Here is a 15,949-nt window from a genome sequence, read left to right on the forward strand (position 1 = left end):
GACGGGAAAAGCGCAAATTAAGGAAGCATTTGGCAAAATTGCCGATTACTTTGAACATACTTTAGATGTCATCCTATGAAGTTTTCAAGGTTCGTTATGAATATGTATTTATATTAGTCAGTTTTTATAGTTTTGTAAAGCTTTTTAACAATGTGTATTCTTATGTAAATCATAAGCTTAACTTATATTAATTTTTTGAGTGTTTGAGCTATTGGTACAATTGAGCAGCCGAATCAAACACGTGTCACAGCGTCATGGAGCAATTAAAATGAGTTACAGAATTGACCGTCAAGCTTATGCAGAAACGTATGGGCCAACCGTTGGAGATAAAGTTCGTTTAGCCGATACAGAACTTTTTATTGAGGTAGAACAAGATTTTACGACCTATGGAGATGAGGTCAAGTTTGGCGGTGGTAAGGTAATTCGGGATGGTATGGGACAATCTCCCATTTCACGATCAGGGGGGGCGGTCGATTTGGTAATTACAAATGCTCTCATTTTAGATTGGTGGGGCATTGTGAAAGCTGATGTGGGGATTAAAGACGGTAATATCCTAAAAATCGGAAAAGCAGGCAATCCTTACATACAAGATAGAGTCGATATTATTATTGGCCCTGCAACTGAAGTAATCGCGGGTGAAGGCATGATTCTAACCGCAGGGGGAATTGATACTCATATTCATTTTATTTGCCCCCAACAAATTGAAACCGCGATCGCATCGGGTGTTACGACGATGATAGGAGGTGGAACAGGCCCCGCAACAGGTACCAATGCAACGACTTGTACCCCTGGAGAATGGAATATTTACAGAATGTTACAATCGGCGGATGCGTTTCCGATGAATCTTGGTTTTTTGGGGAAAGGTAATAGCAGTCAAAGCGATGGACTGATTGAACAAATCAAAGCGGGGGCAATGGGCTTAAAATTACATGAAGATTGGGGTACCACACCTGCAACCATTGATACGTGTTTGGGGGTTGCTGATAAATACGATGTCCAAGTCGCCATACATACCGATACTCTAAATGAAGCGGGGTTTGTCGAAGCAACGATTGCAGCATTTAAAAATCGCGTCATTCATACCTATCATACCGAAGGCGCGGGAGGAGGTCACGCACCCGATGTTATTCGAGTTTGTGGAGAAAGTAACGTTTTACCCTCTTCTACTAACCCAACCCGTCCTTATACTTTAAATACATTAGAAGAACACCTAGATATGTTGATGGTTTGCCATCATTTAGATCGTAGTATTCCAGAAGATGTGGCGTTTGCTGAATCCCGAATCCGTCGAGAAACGATCGCAGCCGAAGATATTCTACATGATCTAGGGGCTTTCAGTATGATTTCTTCGGATTCGCAGGCGATGGGAAGAGTTGGAGAAGTAATTATTCGCAGTTGGCAAACCGCCCATAAAATGAAAGTACAACGGGGTGCCTTAAACGGGGAAACTGGCGATAATGATAATAAAAGAGCAAAACGTTACATTGCTAAATATACGATTAACCCTGCGATTACTCATGGGATTTCTGAGTATGTGGGGTCAATAGAAGAGGGTAAATTAGCTGATTTATGTTTGTGGCGGCCTGCTTTTTTTGGCGTTAAACCAGAATTAGTCATTAAAGGTGGGATGATTGCATGGTCACAAATGGGAGATGCTAATGCAAGTATACCCACGCCACAACCTGTTTATATGCGTCCGATGTTTGGTAGTTTTGGGGGTGCAATTGGCGCAACTTCATTAACTTTTGTTTCTAAGATTGCCCTTAAAGCGGGTATTCCCGAAAAATTAAACTTAAGCTCAAAAGTTGTAGCGGTTTCTAATACTCGTAATCTCAGTAAAATGAGTATGAAATTAAATGACGCTTTACCTGAGATTGAAGTTGACCCCGAAACTTATGAAGTGAAAGCAGACGGAGAGTTATTAACCTGCGAACCCGCGACAATTTTACCGATGGCGCAACGGTATTTCTTATTTTAATTTTCCCTCACCCCTAGCCCCTCTCCATCAATAAAGAGGGGAAAGAATTCACTTTTATTTGACTTCAGTGACTCGCCAATTTAGTTTTAGATTGATCCAAAAATTCCAAAATGTGACAATAGCGATCGCAATTAAATTCGCTAAATAACGATTGAGTCCAAAACCATTAAACAATAGATTTAAAATCAAAACATTTAAAATAACACCCATTAAACAAATTAAATTAAACTTTAATAAACGTTTGAGCCTCTGTGACCAACCTTTTTGATGACTCGAAATCTCTCGAAATGTCCAGAAATCATTCCAAAAAAAGTTATTTAAAATAGCCACTTCAGCTGCAATAATTTTACTACGAGTTAAACCCCAAGCTAAAGTAGATGGATCACTCAGTAGGTAAAATAGGGCCATATCTACAAAAACACCACTCAATCCCACTAAACCAAAACGAATTAACCGAATGATAGGAAAATTGAATCGTTGTCTAAGGAACGCAACACGGCCTCTTGAACGCAATCGAGCCAGATGTAAAATATATTCTATATATTGTTTCCACGTGACTTTACTTTCTCCTGCGGTGCGTTCTGCGAAAACATAACCTACTTCTGAGATTTTTCCAATTCTCCCCCGTCCAATAATTTCCAACAAAATTTTATAACCCATGGGATTTAGGTTAATATCTGCAATAGAAGAACGACGTACCAAAAAATAACCACTCATCGGATCTGTCACTCGTCCGACTACACTAGGCAGAATGATTAACCCTAAAAGTTGAGCCCCTCTTGATAAAAAGCGTCTGACAAAACTCCATTGACTAACCCCACCTCCTTCGACATGACGACTCGCTACGGCTAAATCGGAACCATTTTGGATAGCAAATAATAGCTTTAATAAGATTTCGGGTGGATGCTGGAGATCTCCATCAATAACTCCTAGAATATCACCTCTGGCGACTTGCCAGCCTCGAATTACCGCAGATGCTAACCCGCGTTCTTGTTGACGACGCATCACCCGCAATTGTGGATAATCAGAAAGTAAAGATTGTGCAATTTCCCATGTTCGATCTGGGCTATCATCATCAACAATGATCAATTCATAGTCATTTATGATCGCTGTGTCTAGGAGTTGACTTAATTGACTGACTATTTTTTGAACATTTCGACCTTCATTATAAGTCGGGATGACTAAGGAGAGTTGCAGGGAAATCGTTGATAAAATAGGTTGATCGGTACTCTGAATTTGTCTAGGAATACAGAGTTTACCCGAAGGTACTAGGGGAAGTTGCTCAGATTGATTTAGCTTTACTCTAGAAAAATCGTCCATTATTAATACTCTAAAAATTAAGCATTTTAAATTTAGATATAATGTTATTTTACATCTTAATACTATTTTGGATTTTTGCCATAACAATGAGAAAATTATCTAAAAGTTAGTTTAGTTATCATTTATATTGTGAAGTAAGATCCAGCTTTAATCTAAAATGAAAAATTTAAAGTCATCTCTAGCGATTCTCATTACTTCTAGTTTTTTGATTTTATTCATAAGTAGTAGCATTAGACACCTACTTTATCAATCTAATGCACTAGATTTAGGTTGGTTTGACCAGGGAGTTTATCTAATTAGTCAGAATCAAACGCCGATTATTTCATTTGTTGATTTTCATATTTTGGGCGATCATGCCGCTTTGATTTTATATCCGATCGCCTTATTTTATAAAATCTATCCGAGTGTGTATTGGCTATTAGCGATTCAAGCTTTAGCCCTTTCTCTGGGAGCATTACCAATCTATCAACTTTCTTTACAAGCGGGTTTAAGAAAACAATTAGCTTTCACTTTATCTATTGTTTATCTGCTTTATCCCTTAATATTTAATGTTAATCTTTTTGATTTTCATCCAGATGTCATTGCGGTTCCTGCTTTGTTATGGGCAGTTTTAGCCGCCCGATGTAATTCCCTTCTTGGTTTTATGATCGCAATTTTAGTGGTTTTGTTTTCTAAAGCCATCTTTTCTTTAACTGTTGCTGCAATGGGTTTATGGTTATTAATCTTTGAAAAAAAACGTTTATATGGCAGCATTGCGATCATTATGGGAGTTGCTTGGTTTATTTTATCTACTCAAGTTATTATCCCTATGCTAACGGGAACAGATGCGGCTGTCGAAATGGCAGATAATCGATATAGTTATTTAGGTAACTCAATTGGTGAAATCATCAAAAATATTTTTCTTAATCCTCATTTAATTTTAGGAAAAATTTTTACTTTAGCTAATTTAGAATACATCATCTTACTATTGTTTCCTGTGATCTGGGGTCTTTCACCTCGTCATTTAAAACCTTTGCTTGGGGCTGCTCCAACTTTATTACTAAACTTAATAACAGATTATTCACCTCAAAAAAATCTTACAACTCAATATTCTTTAACGGTTATTCCTTTTTTATTTATAGCAGTAATTGCTACATTAGCGGCGGGAAAAGGATGGCTAAAAAAAACTAAATATATATTACTTTGGTCACTGATTGCATTTATCGCACTTGCTAAATATGGTTATTTTGGTTCAATTTATTTAACAAAATTAGATACTTGGACAGCAACAAAAGAAGCTGTATCTTTAATCAATACATCTGGAGGAGTTTTAACCAATTCTGCGATCGCACCCCACCTTACCCATCGTCCCCTGATTAAACTAGCAATCCAAGGCTCAGAAACTCTAGACTTAAAACAGTTTGATCATATCCTACTCAATCAACGTCATTCAGGTTGGTCAAGTTCGCCCGAACTCATTCAAGAATTTCTCAAGCGTCTTCAAGAAATGCCAGAATTTAAACCAACTTATCAAAAAGATGAGGTTTTTCTCTACCAAAAATCTTAACTCTTGAGAAAATCCCACGCTTTAACAATAAAAAAAATCTAAAGAGTCTGTTAAGATTAATACCAAATGACGAGCCTTGACAAAATTAAAGATCAGCCATGACCCAGAACGGAAATAATAAATCGATCGTTGTTGCTCCTTCTATCCTATCTGCTGATTTCAGTCGCTTGGGTGAAGAAATTCAAGCGGTAGATAAAGCAGGTGCAGACTGGATACACGTAGATGTAATGGATGGCCGCTTTGTTCCTAATATTACCATCGGCCCACTGATTGTAGAAGCAATTCGCCCCTATACCCAAAAACCGTTAGATGTTCATCTAATGATTGTTGAACCCGAAAAGTATGTCGCTGATTTTGCGAAAGCGGGTGCTGATATTATTTCTGTACACGCGGAACATAATGCCTCGCCCCATCTTCATCGTACTTTAGGCCAGATTCGTGAACTCGGTAAACAAGCAGGTGTCGTTCTTAATCCTTCTACTCCTCTAGAGTTGATCGAATATGTTTTAGAACTCTGTGACCTTGTTCTAATTATGAGTGTTAACCCCGGTTTTGGTGGACAAAGTTTTATCCCTGGTGTTATCCCCAAAATCCAAAAATTACGCCAAATGTGCGACGAAAAAGGTTTAGATCCTTGGATCGAAGTGGATGGAGGTCTAAAACCTGCTAATACTTGGCAAGTCACGGAAGCTGGTGCTAACGCTATTGTAGCGGGATCTGCGGTTTTTAATGCTCCAGATTATGCGACAGCGATCGAAGGGGTTCGTAACAGTAAACGTCCTCAGTTAGTTACAGTGTAACTCTAAGAAATAGGGGGAATGACCTGTAACTTATTTTCCCTATTTTGAGTCAAGACGTTTATGATGTTAGGAAATTAATTAAAGGCCAAAATAGATGAAAAAAGATTTATTAACGCTTTTAGGATGCTCTAGCTCGATCGCACTAACTCTGATGACGGTTCCTGTTGCCCATGCAAATAGTGTACCCGTTCGGGAATACGTTTTTACCTCAGCCAACGAAGGTACAGAAATCCTCGCAGTCGATCTCCCAATGGAAGATTTTGCTGATTGTAGCTGTCAGGATATTAATATGAGTGATACTGAGGGAGAAAGAGCTATTGAGCTTTATGGCTGTGATTGTGCAGCACACCGTTTACGAGTGCAAAATCTAAGCAAAAATCAAAATCTCTAAAAAATATATAAATAAATATTTTAAATAGTGCTTTTAGCATTATTTTTTTTTATACAAAAGAGTTTTGTAACATTATATACAGTTTTTTATGTTATATATATTAGTAAGGGTAAAAAGTATAAAACAATCATTCAGCAATCGGAGCATAAAATCATGAATATGGATCAACAAGCACGCGCTTTATTACAACGTCATCACCAAACGATCAAAAACCGTCAACAGTCTATGTTAGAAAGAGTCGCCGAAGAAATTGGCGTAGATGTAGACAGCAATTATCGCGGTACAATCCAAGGACAAACTCAATCTGATTTTAGTAAATCCTATGATCGCAGTAATGCTTCTTTAAGCTAGAAAAAAATTGTTAAAACTATCCATGAATCAAATATTAGGGTATTCTTCAGTGTAGAAGCGTACCCATATTTTTTGTTAAAAATCTTCAGTGAACGTTCTTAACCTTACAGGTGAACTAGCCGCATTAGGGGCTGCTTTTTTATGGGCTGCCTCTTCTATTGTGTATTCCCTACTCGGTCAAAAAATCTCCCCTTTACAGTTAAATTGTCTTAAAGGTGGAATTGCGATCGTTCTCATTCTCATTACTTTACTGCTCACTCGGCAACCCTATACTCAAAGTGCGATCGTTCCTACTATTTTATTAGGACTGAGTGGTGTAATTGGCATAGGTTTAGGTGATACGGCTTATTTTTCGGCCTTAAATCAACTTGGGGCAAGACGTACTCTATTAGTCGAAACCTTAGCCCCTGCTATTTCTGCCCTTATTGCTTTAGTGGCATTCCAAGAAACCTTACAACCGCAAGCATGGTACGGTATTCTATTAACTCTAATCGGTGTTGCTTGGGTTATTACCGAACGCACACCAGGTATAAACGCGCAAGTATCAGTTCCGATACAAGGAATCATTTGGGGTTTATTAGCAGCACTTTCTCTAGCATTTGGTGGGGTTTTAGCTCGTTTTGCTTTGTTAGAGTCGAATATTACGCCACTTTGGAGTACACTGATTCGGATTAGTGCAGGTACGTTTACGGCTTTTATTTTATTGTTATTCAGTTCGAGAAAATCTGAGAATCATAAAATCGTTTGGTCAACGCGACTGATAGGAATTATCACCCTAACTTCTTTTGGCAGTACCTATCTTGGAATTTGGTTACAACAAACCGCAATAGCTTTAATTCCAGTGGGAATTGCTCAAACGCTTACGGGGACGAGTCCACTATTTGTTTTACCTCTTGCTGCGATTTTGGGAGAAAAAATTAGCCTTAGAGCGATTTTAGGTGTATGCCTAGCGATGGGGGGAATTAGTTTATTGTTTCGATAATCAATCATTATGGTAAGATTATTGAGTAAGATAAATTAATCCTACTTTTTTTGACAGATAAAGGCTGAGTCATGAGTAAGAAAGTCAGTATTACATTAGATGATGAGATCTTACATTTTGTAGACCAACGCTCAAACAACCGTAGTAGCTTCATCAATCGTATTCTCTGGGAAGAAAAAAAAAGAATTTTCCTAGAAGATCTAGCAAACGCCTATGAAGAACAGGCTAATGACCTAAAATTTCAAGAAGAAATCGCGGCATGGGATACTACAGTAGGCGATGGTTTAGATGCCTAATGGAATTTTAACTTACAAGCGTGGCGAAATATGGTGGGTTGATCTAAAACCTGTGGTTGGTAGCGAAACTGATAAAGCGCGTCCTTGCCTAATCCTACAAAATGATATTGGTAATCAAAATGGTGCCACTACAATCATCGCTCCTTTGCTTCCTAAGACAAAAATGTATCCGTTTGTTGTCAATGTTAAATCAACTCTGCAAAATGGGCTAGATGGAGATCGATATATCAATTTAAGCCAAATGAGGGCGGTAGATGCTCAAAGAGTTAAAACTAAGTTAGGGGTTTTGGAAGATACTTACTGGGAAGAAATTGAGAAAGCTGTCTGTATTGAACTAGGTTTTAGTACAGTATTTGAATCTCGGTAATCATTCAACGAGTTCCACTCTTTTCGCGTGAGGAAGTGTCAAAATAAAGATATAGGAAAATTGTATAGATTTGTGTAGCTACTTTTGAATGCAAATATGGCTCCTGTTGTCATCATCGATCATCTAAAAAAACGCTATGGCTCGGTAGAAGCGGTTAAAGATATTTCTTTTGTCGTGCCACAGGGTGAAATTTTTGGTTTACTCGGCCCCAATGGTGCGGGAAAAACAACGACGATACGCTGTCTGTGTACTCTCGCTAAACCCGATGGCGGAACGATTCAAGTCGGGGGGGTTTCAGCAATTGATTCTCCAAAAGCAGCACGACGACGACTCGGTTATGTCGCGCAAGAAGTCGCTATCGATAAGGTTTTGACGGGGCGAGAATTACTCAATTTACAAGCAGCACTCTATCACCTCTCGCCTCAAACCGCAAAAACACGGATTGAAGAACTTGTAAATTTACTGGGTTTACAAGACTATGCGGACAAAAAAGCAGGGACTTACTCTGGAGGAATACGCAAACGTCTTGATTTAGCAGCAGGTTTACTCCATCAACCCGAAATTTTAGTCTTAGATGAACCGACGGTTGGTTTAGATATCGAAAGTCGGGTCATTGTTTGGGATTTCTTGAAAAATCTGAGAGCAGCAGGTACAAGTGTTCTGATTACTAGCCATTATCTAGAAGAAATCGATGTTTTAGCCGATCGTCTAGCTATTATCGATCAAGGTGTGGTGATTGCACAAGGAACACCATCGGCGTTAAAAGAGCGTTTAGGTGGCGATCGCATTACGTTACGCATTCGGGAATTTACGGCAGTTGAAGAAGCGGAAAAAGCGAAAACCCTACTAACCCCTTTACCTTTTGTCGAAGAAGTTATTACCAACCCATCTCAAGGTAACTCGCTAAATCTAATCGTTACCCCCCAAAGTAATCCTTTAAGTAAAATTGAGCAAACCCTTTTAAATTCTGGTTTACCAATTTTTAGTATGGCGCAATCCCGTCCTAGCTTGGATGATGTTTATCTCGCCGCTACGGGCAAAACCTTAATGGATGCAGAAATCGCATCAGCAGGAAAGCGGGATTTAAAAGCCGAGAAAAAACAAGAAATGAAATAGGAGTAAATATGAGTCAAACCCTAACACCTTCTAAACTGTCTCCGAGTCCTTCTTTTACAGAAATTACTCCAGATTCTAATGAGTTTGGCGAATTTATTCAAGAAACTCTCGCTTTAACCAAACGTTTGTTTATTCAACTGCAACGTCGTCCATCCACCCTCATTGCGGGTATTATTCAGCCGATGATGTGGTTAATTTTGTTTGGTGCTTTATTCTACAATGCGCCACAGGGATTATTTGGTAATGACCTTAACTATGCTAAATTCCTCGCACCTGGGATCATTGTTTTTACGGCTTTTTCTGGGGCGTTGAATGCGGGTTTACCTGTCATGTTTGATCGAGAATTTGGCTTTTTAAACCGTTTATTGGTGGCACCTTTATCAACTCGCTATTCAATTGTTGCTGCATCGACCATTTATATCATCATCCTGAGTTTTATCCAAACCGCCGTTATTATCGCTGCGAGTGCCGTTTTAGGGGCAGGTTTACCTAGTGGTCTTGGTTTAGCGATGATTGCTTTAATTGTCTTTTTGGTCGTTTTAGGAATGACGGCCTTAAGTTTGGGTTTAGCGTTTGCTCTACCTGGACATATCGAACTCATTGCGGTAATCTTTGTCACCAATTTACCCCTACTATTTGCCAGTACCGCCCTCGCTCCGTTATCATTTATGGCTAAATGGTTACAGGTTATAGCAAGTCTAAATCCTCTAACCTATGCAATTGAACCCATTAGATATATTTATTTTAATTCCTCTTGGAATTTGAATAGTATAGTATTAGAAACGCCTTGGACGAGTATCAGCTTTGGGTTAGTTCTATTGATTTTATTAGCCTTTGATACACTGGTTCTATTAGCGATTCAACCTTTATTACGTCGTCGTTTCGCTTAAATATTCTTTAGTAAATTATGAACAAGATCACTTTAACGTTTTTGTTAAGTCTATTTGTCGGACTAGGATTTTTTACGGAGTCTAGTAGGGCCCAAATTAATCCGAATAACAGTGGCTATCAAGAAAATGAACAAGATCCGACGACAGGTGGCACGTTCGGCAATGATTTTAATCCGATGGATTTTATTCATAACGCTAATTTTCGCCGTAGTCGTAATTCATCGGAATTCCAAAATGATACTCAGTCAGAATTGCAAAATGCAGCTGAAAAATTTAAGCGTCAACAACAGGAAAGTATTCAAAATAAACCTGTAACAACGCCTCCGAGTCGAGAAAATTAAGCCATGATTATTGCTTATGTAGGGGTTAGAAATCTAGCCCCTTTTTGCTGGCTAATTCGATGAATTCAAAACATAACGATTACGACCACTATTTTTAGCTTGATACAGCCCTAAATCCGCCAATTTGATTAAAACTTCTGATGTGTTATTTTGACTTGGAAATAGACTAGAAATTCCTTGACTAATAGTGACATATTGACTGACTGTAGATAGCTGATGTGGTACTTTTAAATTTTCAATAGCAAACTGAATTCTTTGTGCTACTCTGATAGCACCATCGCTATTCGTATTTGATAAAACAATCGCAAATTCTTCGCCACCATAGCGTACTGCTAAATCGGCTGGACTTCTAATCGTATTTTGCAGTACTTGAGCGACTTTTTTTAAACATTGATCGCCCAATAAATGACCATAATAATCATTATACAATTTAAAATAATCAACATCACAAAGAATTAAGGAAATCGGACGTTTTTCTCGTTTCATGCGTTTCCATTCGGACTGTAAATATTCATCAAATTTACGACGATTAGCGAGTTTAGTCAGTTGATCGATTGTTGCTAATTTTTCTAACTCATATTTAGCATTTTCAAGCTCTAATGTTCTCTCAGCAACTTTTTGTTCTAGCGTTTGAGAATATTCTTTTAATTGTTCATAGTATTGCACAGTTTGAATGGCTGCGGCTACTTGATAAGTTAAGGAAACAAACAATTTTAAATCAGATGTTGTATAAGCCATCACTTCTGGATGACTAATATTAATTACACCGATAATTTCATTTTGAATGGTTAGAGGCGCACAAATTAAAGACCTCATGATTGTCGTACTTGGACTATATCGAGAATCGGTTAAAACGTCATTAATAATCTCTGCTTCACCTGAGTTAAAAACATAACTAGCAATACCTAATTTTGCTTGACCTACTGTTCTTTTTATAACTTTTTCTCGACCCGTAATTAAGGTCTCTAATTCACCCGTTTCTGAATTGACTAAAATAACTGATATGTAATCAAAATTAATCAGTTTTTTAACTTCATAATAAATAACTTGAATGACTTCCTCAATTTTTAAACAAGTTGATATTTTAGAGGAAATATCATAAAAAAAGTTAACTTCTTCGTATTTTTCTAATATTTCATTAGCTAAAGATTTTTTTTCAAATTCTTGTTGTAATATTAAACTTAAAACATCTAAAATAATTATAGATTTCTCACTTTTACTGTGAATCCATCCTAAAATTTGTCCTTCAATTTCTAGCTGTTGTCGTAAATGTAAACTCGCATCATATTGACCCAATAAATAATTATTTTCTGTATCACAAATATTAATTTCTATTTCAAGCTGCTGTTGTAATTGCTCAATAATAGCCATGATTTTGGGTCTTAATAAAACTTTTTTTAAACTTAAATAAACCATTAATTTATTATCTTAAATAAAACCTAAAATTTCTAAAGACTTACATAACACTTCTTTGGGACGAAAGGGTTTAGTCATATATAAATCGGCTCCCATAGCAATCCCATTTTTTTTATCAAATTCTTGTCCTTTAGCAGTTAACATGATAATAAAAATATTATTCATTTTATATTCATTTTTAATAATTCGACAGACATCCAAACCACTAAGTTTCGGCATCATGACATCCAAAAATACTAAATCAGGTTGCTGCTGTTGAATAATGTCTAAAGCTTCTGTGCCGTTTTTAGCCGTTAAAAGAATTACATTATAATCCTCTTCTAACTTTTCTAAAGCCTGTTCCATTAAAATCAAAATATTTGGTTCATCGTCAACAATTAAAACTTTTTTACTCATGATTCCTCAAACAAATGACTAACTGTCTTCATTTCTTCATGAATGTTTATAACTTGAGGGCTAATGGGCATAGCAATAAAAAATGTACTGCCTTGTCCTAACAGACTCTCAACCCAAATTTTACCTCCATGATGTTCAATAATTTGCTTACAAATCGGTAAACCTAAACCTGTTCCTTTAGGTTTATCAGTCAGTACATCTCCCCCTTGTTTAAAACGATCAAAAATCATATCTTTATATTCATCAGGTATCCCAATTCCCGTATCACTAATACTAATCAATAATTGCTCTTGAACAATTTTTGCTCGACAAGTAACGATTCCTTCTTCGGCAAATTTTACTGCATTGGAGATTAGATTAAGTAAAACTTGAATAAAGCGATTTTCATCAACCCAAATAACAGGTAATTCAAGCTCAATATCTTGAATTAAAGTAATTTGTTTATTTTGAAACAAAGGCTCAGTTGTAGCGATCGCTCGTTGGATCATTTCTCTAGGAGAAGTTGGCTGGATAACCCATTCTAATTGCCCCGCTTCCATCTTAGCAATATCTAAAACATCATTAATCAAATCGGTTAAACGTTCTGCTTCTGAGACAATAATTTCGATATTTGTTTCAACTTTATGTAAAGCTTGATGAACTTTTATATTCTCTAATGCTATCGAAGGGATAATCACATCTTTAAGCTTTTCTTTAATCAAAGAAGCAAACCCTAAAACTGAAGTTAATGGAGTTCTTAATTCATGGGAAACATTAGCTAAAAACTCAGTTTTCATCCGATCAATTTCTCTCTCTACTGTTACATCTCGGATTAAAATAACTGAACCTAAACATTGTGTTCCCTCCTCACCATAAGATTCTTTAATAATACTTGTAGCTAACGCTTGTCCTTCTCTACCTTGTTCTAAATCAACAGCCGCCGTCACAATTTGCTGCTGACATCGTTCGCTTTGCTCGATCAACTTTACAAGTTTTTCATCAAAAACGGTAGCAATATGTTTACCCGTTAAATTAACCTGTTCTAAACGAAACATTGAAATTAAAGTTGGATTAAAACGAGTAATTCGACCCAAAATATCAATCACCAATAATCCATCGGCTAAATTATCAACAATTGCATTAAGATCCGCTAAAGTGGTTTCGAGTTCTCTTGACTGTTGTTTGGTTCGGATTAATAATTGTGCTTGATAAACACCAACTCCCAATTGATTAGCAATTTGATCTAATAAAGCAATTTCGCGCTGTTTCCATTGTCGAGTTGCCGTATTCTGATAAGCCCCCAATAAACCCCAGAGTTTTTCGCCCACAAAAACGGGTACAATAGCAAACGCTTTGACCTGAAAGTGTTCTAAAATTTCGACATGACACTGAGTTAGTCCAGCTTGATAAATATCATCTACCGCGAATGTTTCATGATAGCGATATCTTCCCCCTTTGGTGGCTTGAAGATAAGTATCCTCCCACACCGTTTTTAGACCAGGTGACCAAATTAAAGGCCGCCAGATTTCGCTCATCGACTCATAGAGAAACTCGCCACTCCAATCATCATAAAAACGATAGACGACTACACGATCGCAATTGAGAATATGGCGAACTTCTTCTGTTGTCGCCCGAAAAATATCTTCAACATCTAAGGTTTGACGAATTCTCTTAATCACTCTCGCTAATGCTCTTTCTTGGGCGGCTACATGAGCTAAGTGTTCTTTTTGAGCTTCCACTTGAGCGAGGGCGGTTTGTAATTCTTTCGTGCGTTTTTGAGTCTGAGCGAGTAATTCAGCTTGTTGTAATGCCACCCCTAAATTAGTGGCGATTTTGCTCACAAATTCGATTTCTGATTCTTGCCAGTGACGCGGACTCGAACATTGATGGATGCAAAGTAAACCCCATAAATTCTTCCCGATGAGCAGTGGGGCGACTAAATTGGCTTTAACTTGAAAACGATTTAAGGTGTTTAGATGACACTCTATTAAATTAGCTTGACTGATGTCATTAACTGCCCAGAGCCGATTTTGTTGGTAATAAGTCGCGTGTTTTTCGCCAAAGCAGCGATCAACTATCTTCGCAGCTAGGGCAGATCCAAAGGAACTATTGACATCTTCGGCGACAAATTCCCCTTCTGTCCATTTTGAGTGGTGTTCAAAACAAAAAATCGCCACCCGATCAACTTGTAGCAGTTGTCTAACTTCGGTGGCTGTGGTTTGGAAGATGGTATCAAGATCAAGAGTACGGCGAATTTTATCGATGACTTGCGTTAGGGCTTTTTGTTGTTCTTTTTGGGCTTCAACTTGAGCGAGGGCGGTTTGTAGTTCTTGCGATCGTGCTTGTGTTTGGGCGAGTAACTCGGCTTGTTGTAATGCTACCCCTAAATTAGTAGCAATTTTGCTGACAAATTCGATTTCTGTTTCTTGCCAGTGACGCGGACTCGAACATTGATGGATACACAATAAACCCCAAAGATTTTCACCACTCAACAAAGGCGCGACTAGATTGGCTTTGACCTGAAAGCGCGATAAAATGGCGGTATGACACTCGCTTAGATGAGCCGTTTCAAGGTTGTTAAGTGACCAAATGCGACCCTGTTGATAGGAAGTAGCATAATTGTCGCCAAAGCAATGATCGGCTACTCTAGCAGCTAAAGCAGAATCAAACGGGGCTAAAACGGCTTCTGAAATAAACTCTCCTTCTACCCAATTTGTGTCTGGAATAAATTGATAGATAGCAACTCGATCCGCTTCGAGGAGTTGGCGTACTTCTGTAACGGTAGTTTGAAAGATGGTATCGAGATCGAGGGTACGGCGAATTTTATCGATCACTTGCGATAAAGCCCGTTCTTGAACGAATTGCTGTTGAATGCGTTTGAGATATTCGGTTTGTTGTAGCGCGACTCCTAATTGAATGCCAACTTTTTGTAACAGCTTAATTTCGTCTGCTTGCCAATGCTTTGGGCTACTGTGTTGGAAACCTGCTAATAGCCCCCACAACGTTTCACCGAGAAACAAGGGAACTACTGCAAAGGATCTTAGTTGAAACACACTAATCGTTGAATGGTAACACTGAATAAAACGTTCATCTTGTTCAACATCATTGGCTACACAGGGTTGATTTTCCCTAAGTCTGCCGCCTTTAGTTTCCATCAAATGCTCGTCATTCCAACTTTTACCTACGAGATGAGGAAAGGGTTTTTGCGGTTCAGATTCAAAAATGAAGTCTCCCCCGTAATCTTCTCGAAATTGATAAATTGCAATGTGTTCAACTCCTAGTAACTTTTGAACTTCTGTGGCGGCGGTTTGAAATATAGTATTGATATCTAGTGTTTGACGAATTTTATCAATAACTAAAGAAATCGATCTCTCTCGTTCGGCCTCTTTTTCTGAGTCATTGGTACGTTTAGCTAATTCTTGACTTAATGCGGCTTGTAATTTCTCTTCTCTTTGTTCACTTTGAGTAAGTAATTCGGCTTGTTGATCTAATATGTCAGTAATTTTATCTAATTCAAATAATTCTGTTGCTTTAGTGAGAAGCGTCAATAATAAGTTTTGTTTAATCAATCGCTGATCGACTGTTTTATCTTCTGACATTTAGATGTTTTACCTCTCACTGCTCCACACTCATTATTGTATTCTAAGTGTTTTAGCTTGTTGAAATATCTAAATTTTATTTAAAACAACATCACCCAAAACCTAATCTTCGGTTGACTTCCTCATGAGAGTGATATTTCTTGGAGTTGTAATTACTTTTAACTCCCTATACATCCAGTTT

The 15,949-nt window shown here is 37.7% G+C and carries 15 protein-coding genes; 11 read left to right on the plus strand and 4 right to left on the minus strand.

Features of this window, described 5'->3' with window-relative positions; genetic code table 11:
- Positions 1-268 precede the first annotated feature (268 nt).
- Positions 269-1,978 (plus strand): urease subunit alpha, encoded by a 1,710-nt coding sequence (gene ureC / locus CFPU101_RS14945; RefSeq protein WP_206816141.1) that lies wholly within the window; start codon positions 269-271, stop codon positions 1,976-1,978.
- A gap of 54 nt (positions 1,979-2,032) precedes the next feature.
- Here ureC and CFPU101_RS14950 read toward each other — a convergent pair whose 3' ends face one another.
- Complete coding sequence (locus tag CFPU101_RS14950) at positions 2,033-3,298, minus strand: glycosyltransferase (RefSeq protein WP_206816142.1); 1,266 nt, start codon at positions 3,296-3,298, stop codon at positions 2,033-2,035.
- Positions 3,299-3,455: 157 nt separating this feature from the next.
- Between CFPU101_RS14950 and CFPU101_RS14955 the strand changes: the two genes are divergently transcribed.
- The 10 genes from CFPU101_RS14955 (at position 3,456) to CFPU101_RS15000 (ending at position 10,378) form a co-directional block, all read left to right on the plus strand.
- A complete protein-coding gene (locus CFPU101_RS14955) occupies positions 3,456-4,844 on the plus strand; it encodes a DUF2079 domain-containing protein (protein ID WP_206816143.1) in 1,389 nt (462 codons plus the stop codon).
- Positions 4,845-4,942: 98 nt separating this feature from the next.
- On the plus strand, positions 4,943-5,644 hold the full coding sequence (gene rpe, locus CFPU101_RS14960; RefSeq protein WP_206816144.1) for a ribulose-phosphate 3-epimerase: 702 nt from the start codon (positions 4,943-4,945) through the stop codon (positions 5,642-5,644).
- Positions 5,645-5,738: 94 nt separating this feature from the next.
- A complete protein-coding gene (locus CFPU101_RS14965) occupies positions 5,739-6,035 on the plus strand; it encodes a hypothetical protein (protein ID WP_206816145.1) in 297 nt (98 codons plus the stop codon).
- 153 nt (positions 6,036-6,188) lie between these two features.
- Complete coding sequence (locus tag CFPU101_RS14970) at positions 6,189-6,386, plus strand: hypothetical protein (RefSeq protein WP_206816146.1); 198 nt, start codon at positions 6,189-6,191, stop codon at positions 6,384-6,386.
- Between the two features lie 88 nt (positions 6,387-6,474).
- A complete protein-coding gene (locus CFPU101_RS14975; protein ID WP_206816147.1) occupies positions 6,475-7,368 on the plus strand; it encodes a DMT family transporter in 894 nt (297 codons plus the stop codon).
- Between the two features lie 71 nt (positions 7,369-7,439).
- Entirely contained in the window at positions 7,440-7,664 is a 225-nt protein-coding gene (locus CFPU101_RS14980; protein ID WP_206816148.1) for a hypothetical protein, read from the plus strand.
- Entirely contained in the window at positions 7,657-8,031 is a 375-nt protein-coding gene (locus CFPU101_RS14985) for a type II toxin-antitoxin system PemK/MazF family toxin (protein WP_206816149.1), read from the plus strand. The genes CFPU101_RS14980 and CFPU101_RS14985 overlap by 8 nt, the downstream gene beginning before the upstream one ends.
- 96 nt (positions 8,032-8,127) lie before the next feature.
- Complete coding sequence (locus CFPU101_RS14990; RefSeq protein WP_206816150.1) at positions 8,128-9,147, plus strand: ABC transporter ATP-binding protein; 1,020 nt, start codon at positions 8,128-8,130, stop codon at positions 9,145-9,147.
- Positions 9,148-9,155: 8 nt separating this feature from the next.
- Positions 9,156-10,037, plus strand: a complete 882-nt coding sequence (locus CFPU101_RS14995) for an ABC transporter permease (RefSeq protein ID WP_206816151.1) — start codon at positions 9,156-9,158, stop codon at positions 10,035-10,037.
- 17 nt (positions 10,038-10,054) lie between these two features.
- Complete coding sequence (locus tag CFPU101_RS15000) at positions 10,055-10,378, plus strand: hypothetical protein (protein WP_206816152.1); 324 nt, start codon at positions 10,055-10,057, stop codon at positions 10,376-10,378.
- A 51-nt stretch (positions 10,379-10,429) separates the two neighbouring features.
- On the opposite strand, the gene CFPU101_RS15005 is transcribed toward CFPU101_RS15000, so the two are convergent.
- Genes CFPU101_RS15005 through CFPU101_RS15015 form a run of 3 tightly spaced genes read right to left on the minus strand, consistent with a single transcriptional unit; the run spans position 10,430 to position 15,768 of the window.
- Positions 10,430-11,749 carry a diguanylate cyclase domain-containing protein gene (locus CFPU101_RS15005; RefSeq protein WP_242578010.1) on the minus strand — a complete coding sequence of 440 codons (1,320 nt, stop codon included), beginning with the start codon at positions 11,747-11,749 and terminating at the stop codon, positions 10,430-10,432.
- Between the two features lie 57 nt (positions 11,750-11,806).
- Positions 11,807-12,190 (minus strand): response regulator transcription factor, encoded by a 384-nt coding sequence (locus CFPU101_RS15010; RefSeq protein ID WP_206816154.1) that lies wholly within the window; start codon positions 12,188-12,190, stop codon positions 11,807-11,809.
- Entirely contained in the window at positions 12,187-15,768 is a 3,582-nt protein-coding gene (locus tag CFPU101_RS15015; protein ID WP_206816155.1) for a GAF domain-containing protein, read from the minus strand. The genes CFPU101_RS15010 and CFPU101_RS15015 overlap by 4 nt, the downstream gene beginning before the upstream one ends.
- Positions 15,769-15,949: the final 181 nt, after the last annotated feature.

This window comes from Chroococcus sp. FPU101 (genome assembly GCF_017312365.1).
Lineage (GTDB): Bacteria > Cyanobacteriota > Cyanobacteriia > Cyanobacteriales > Microcystaceae > Chroococcus.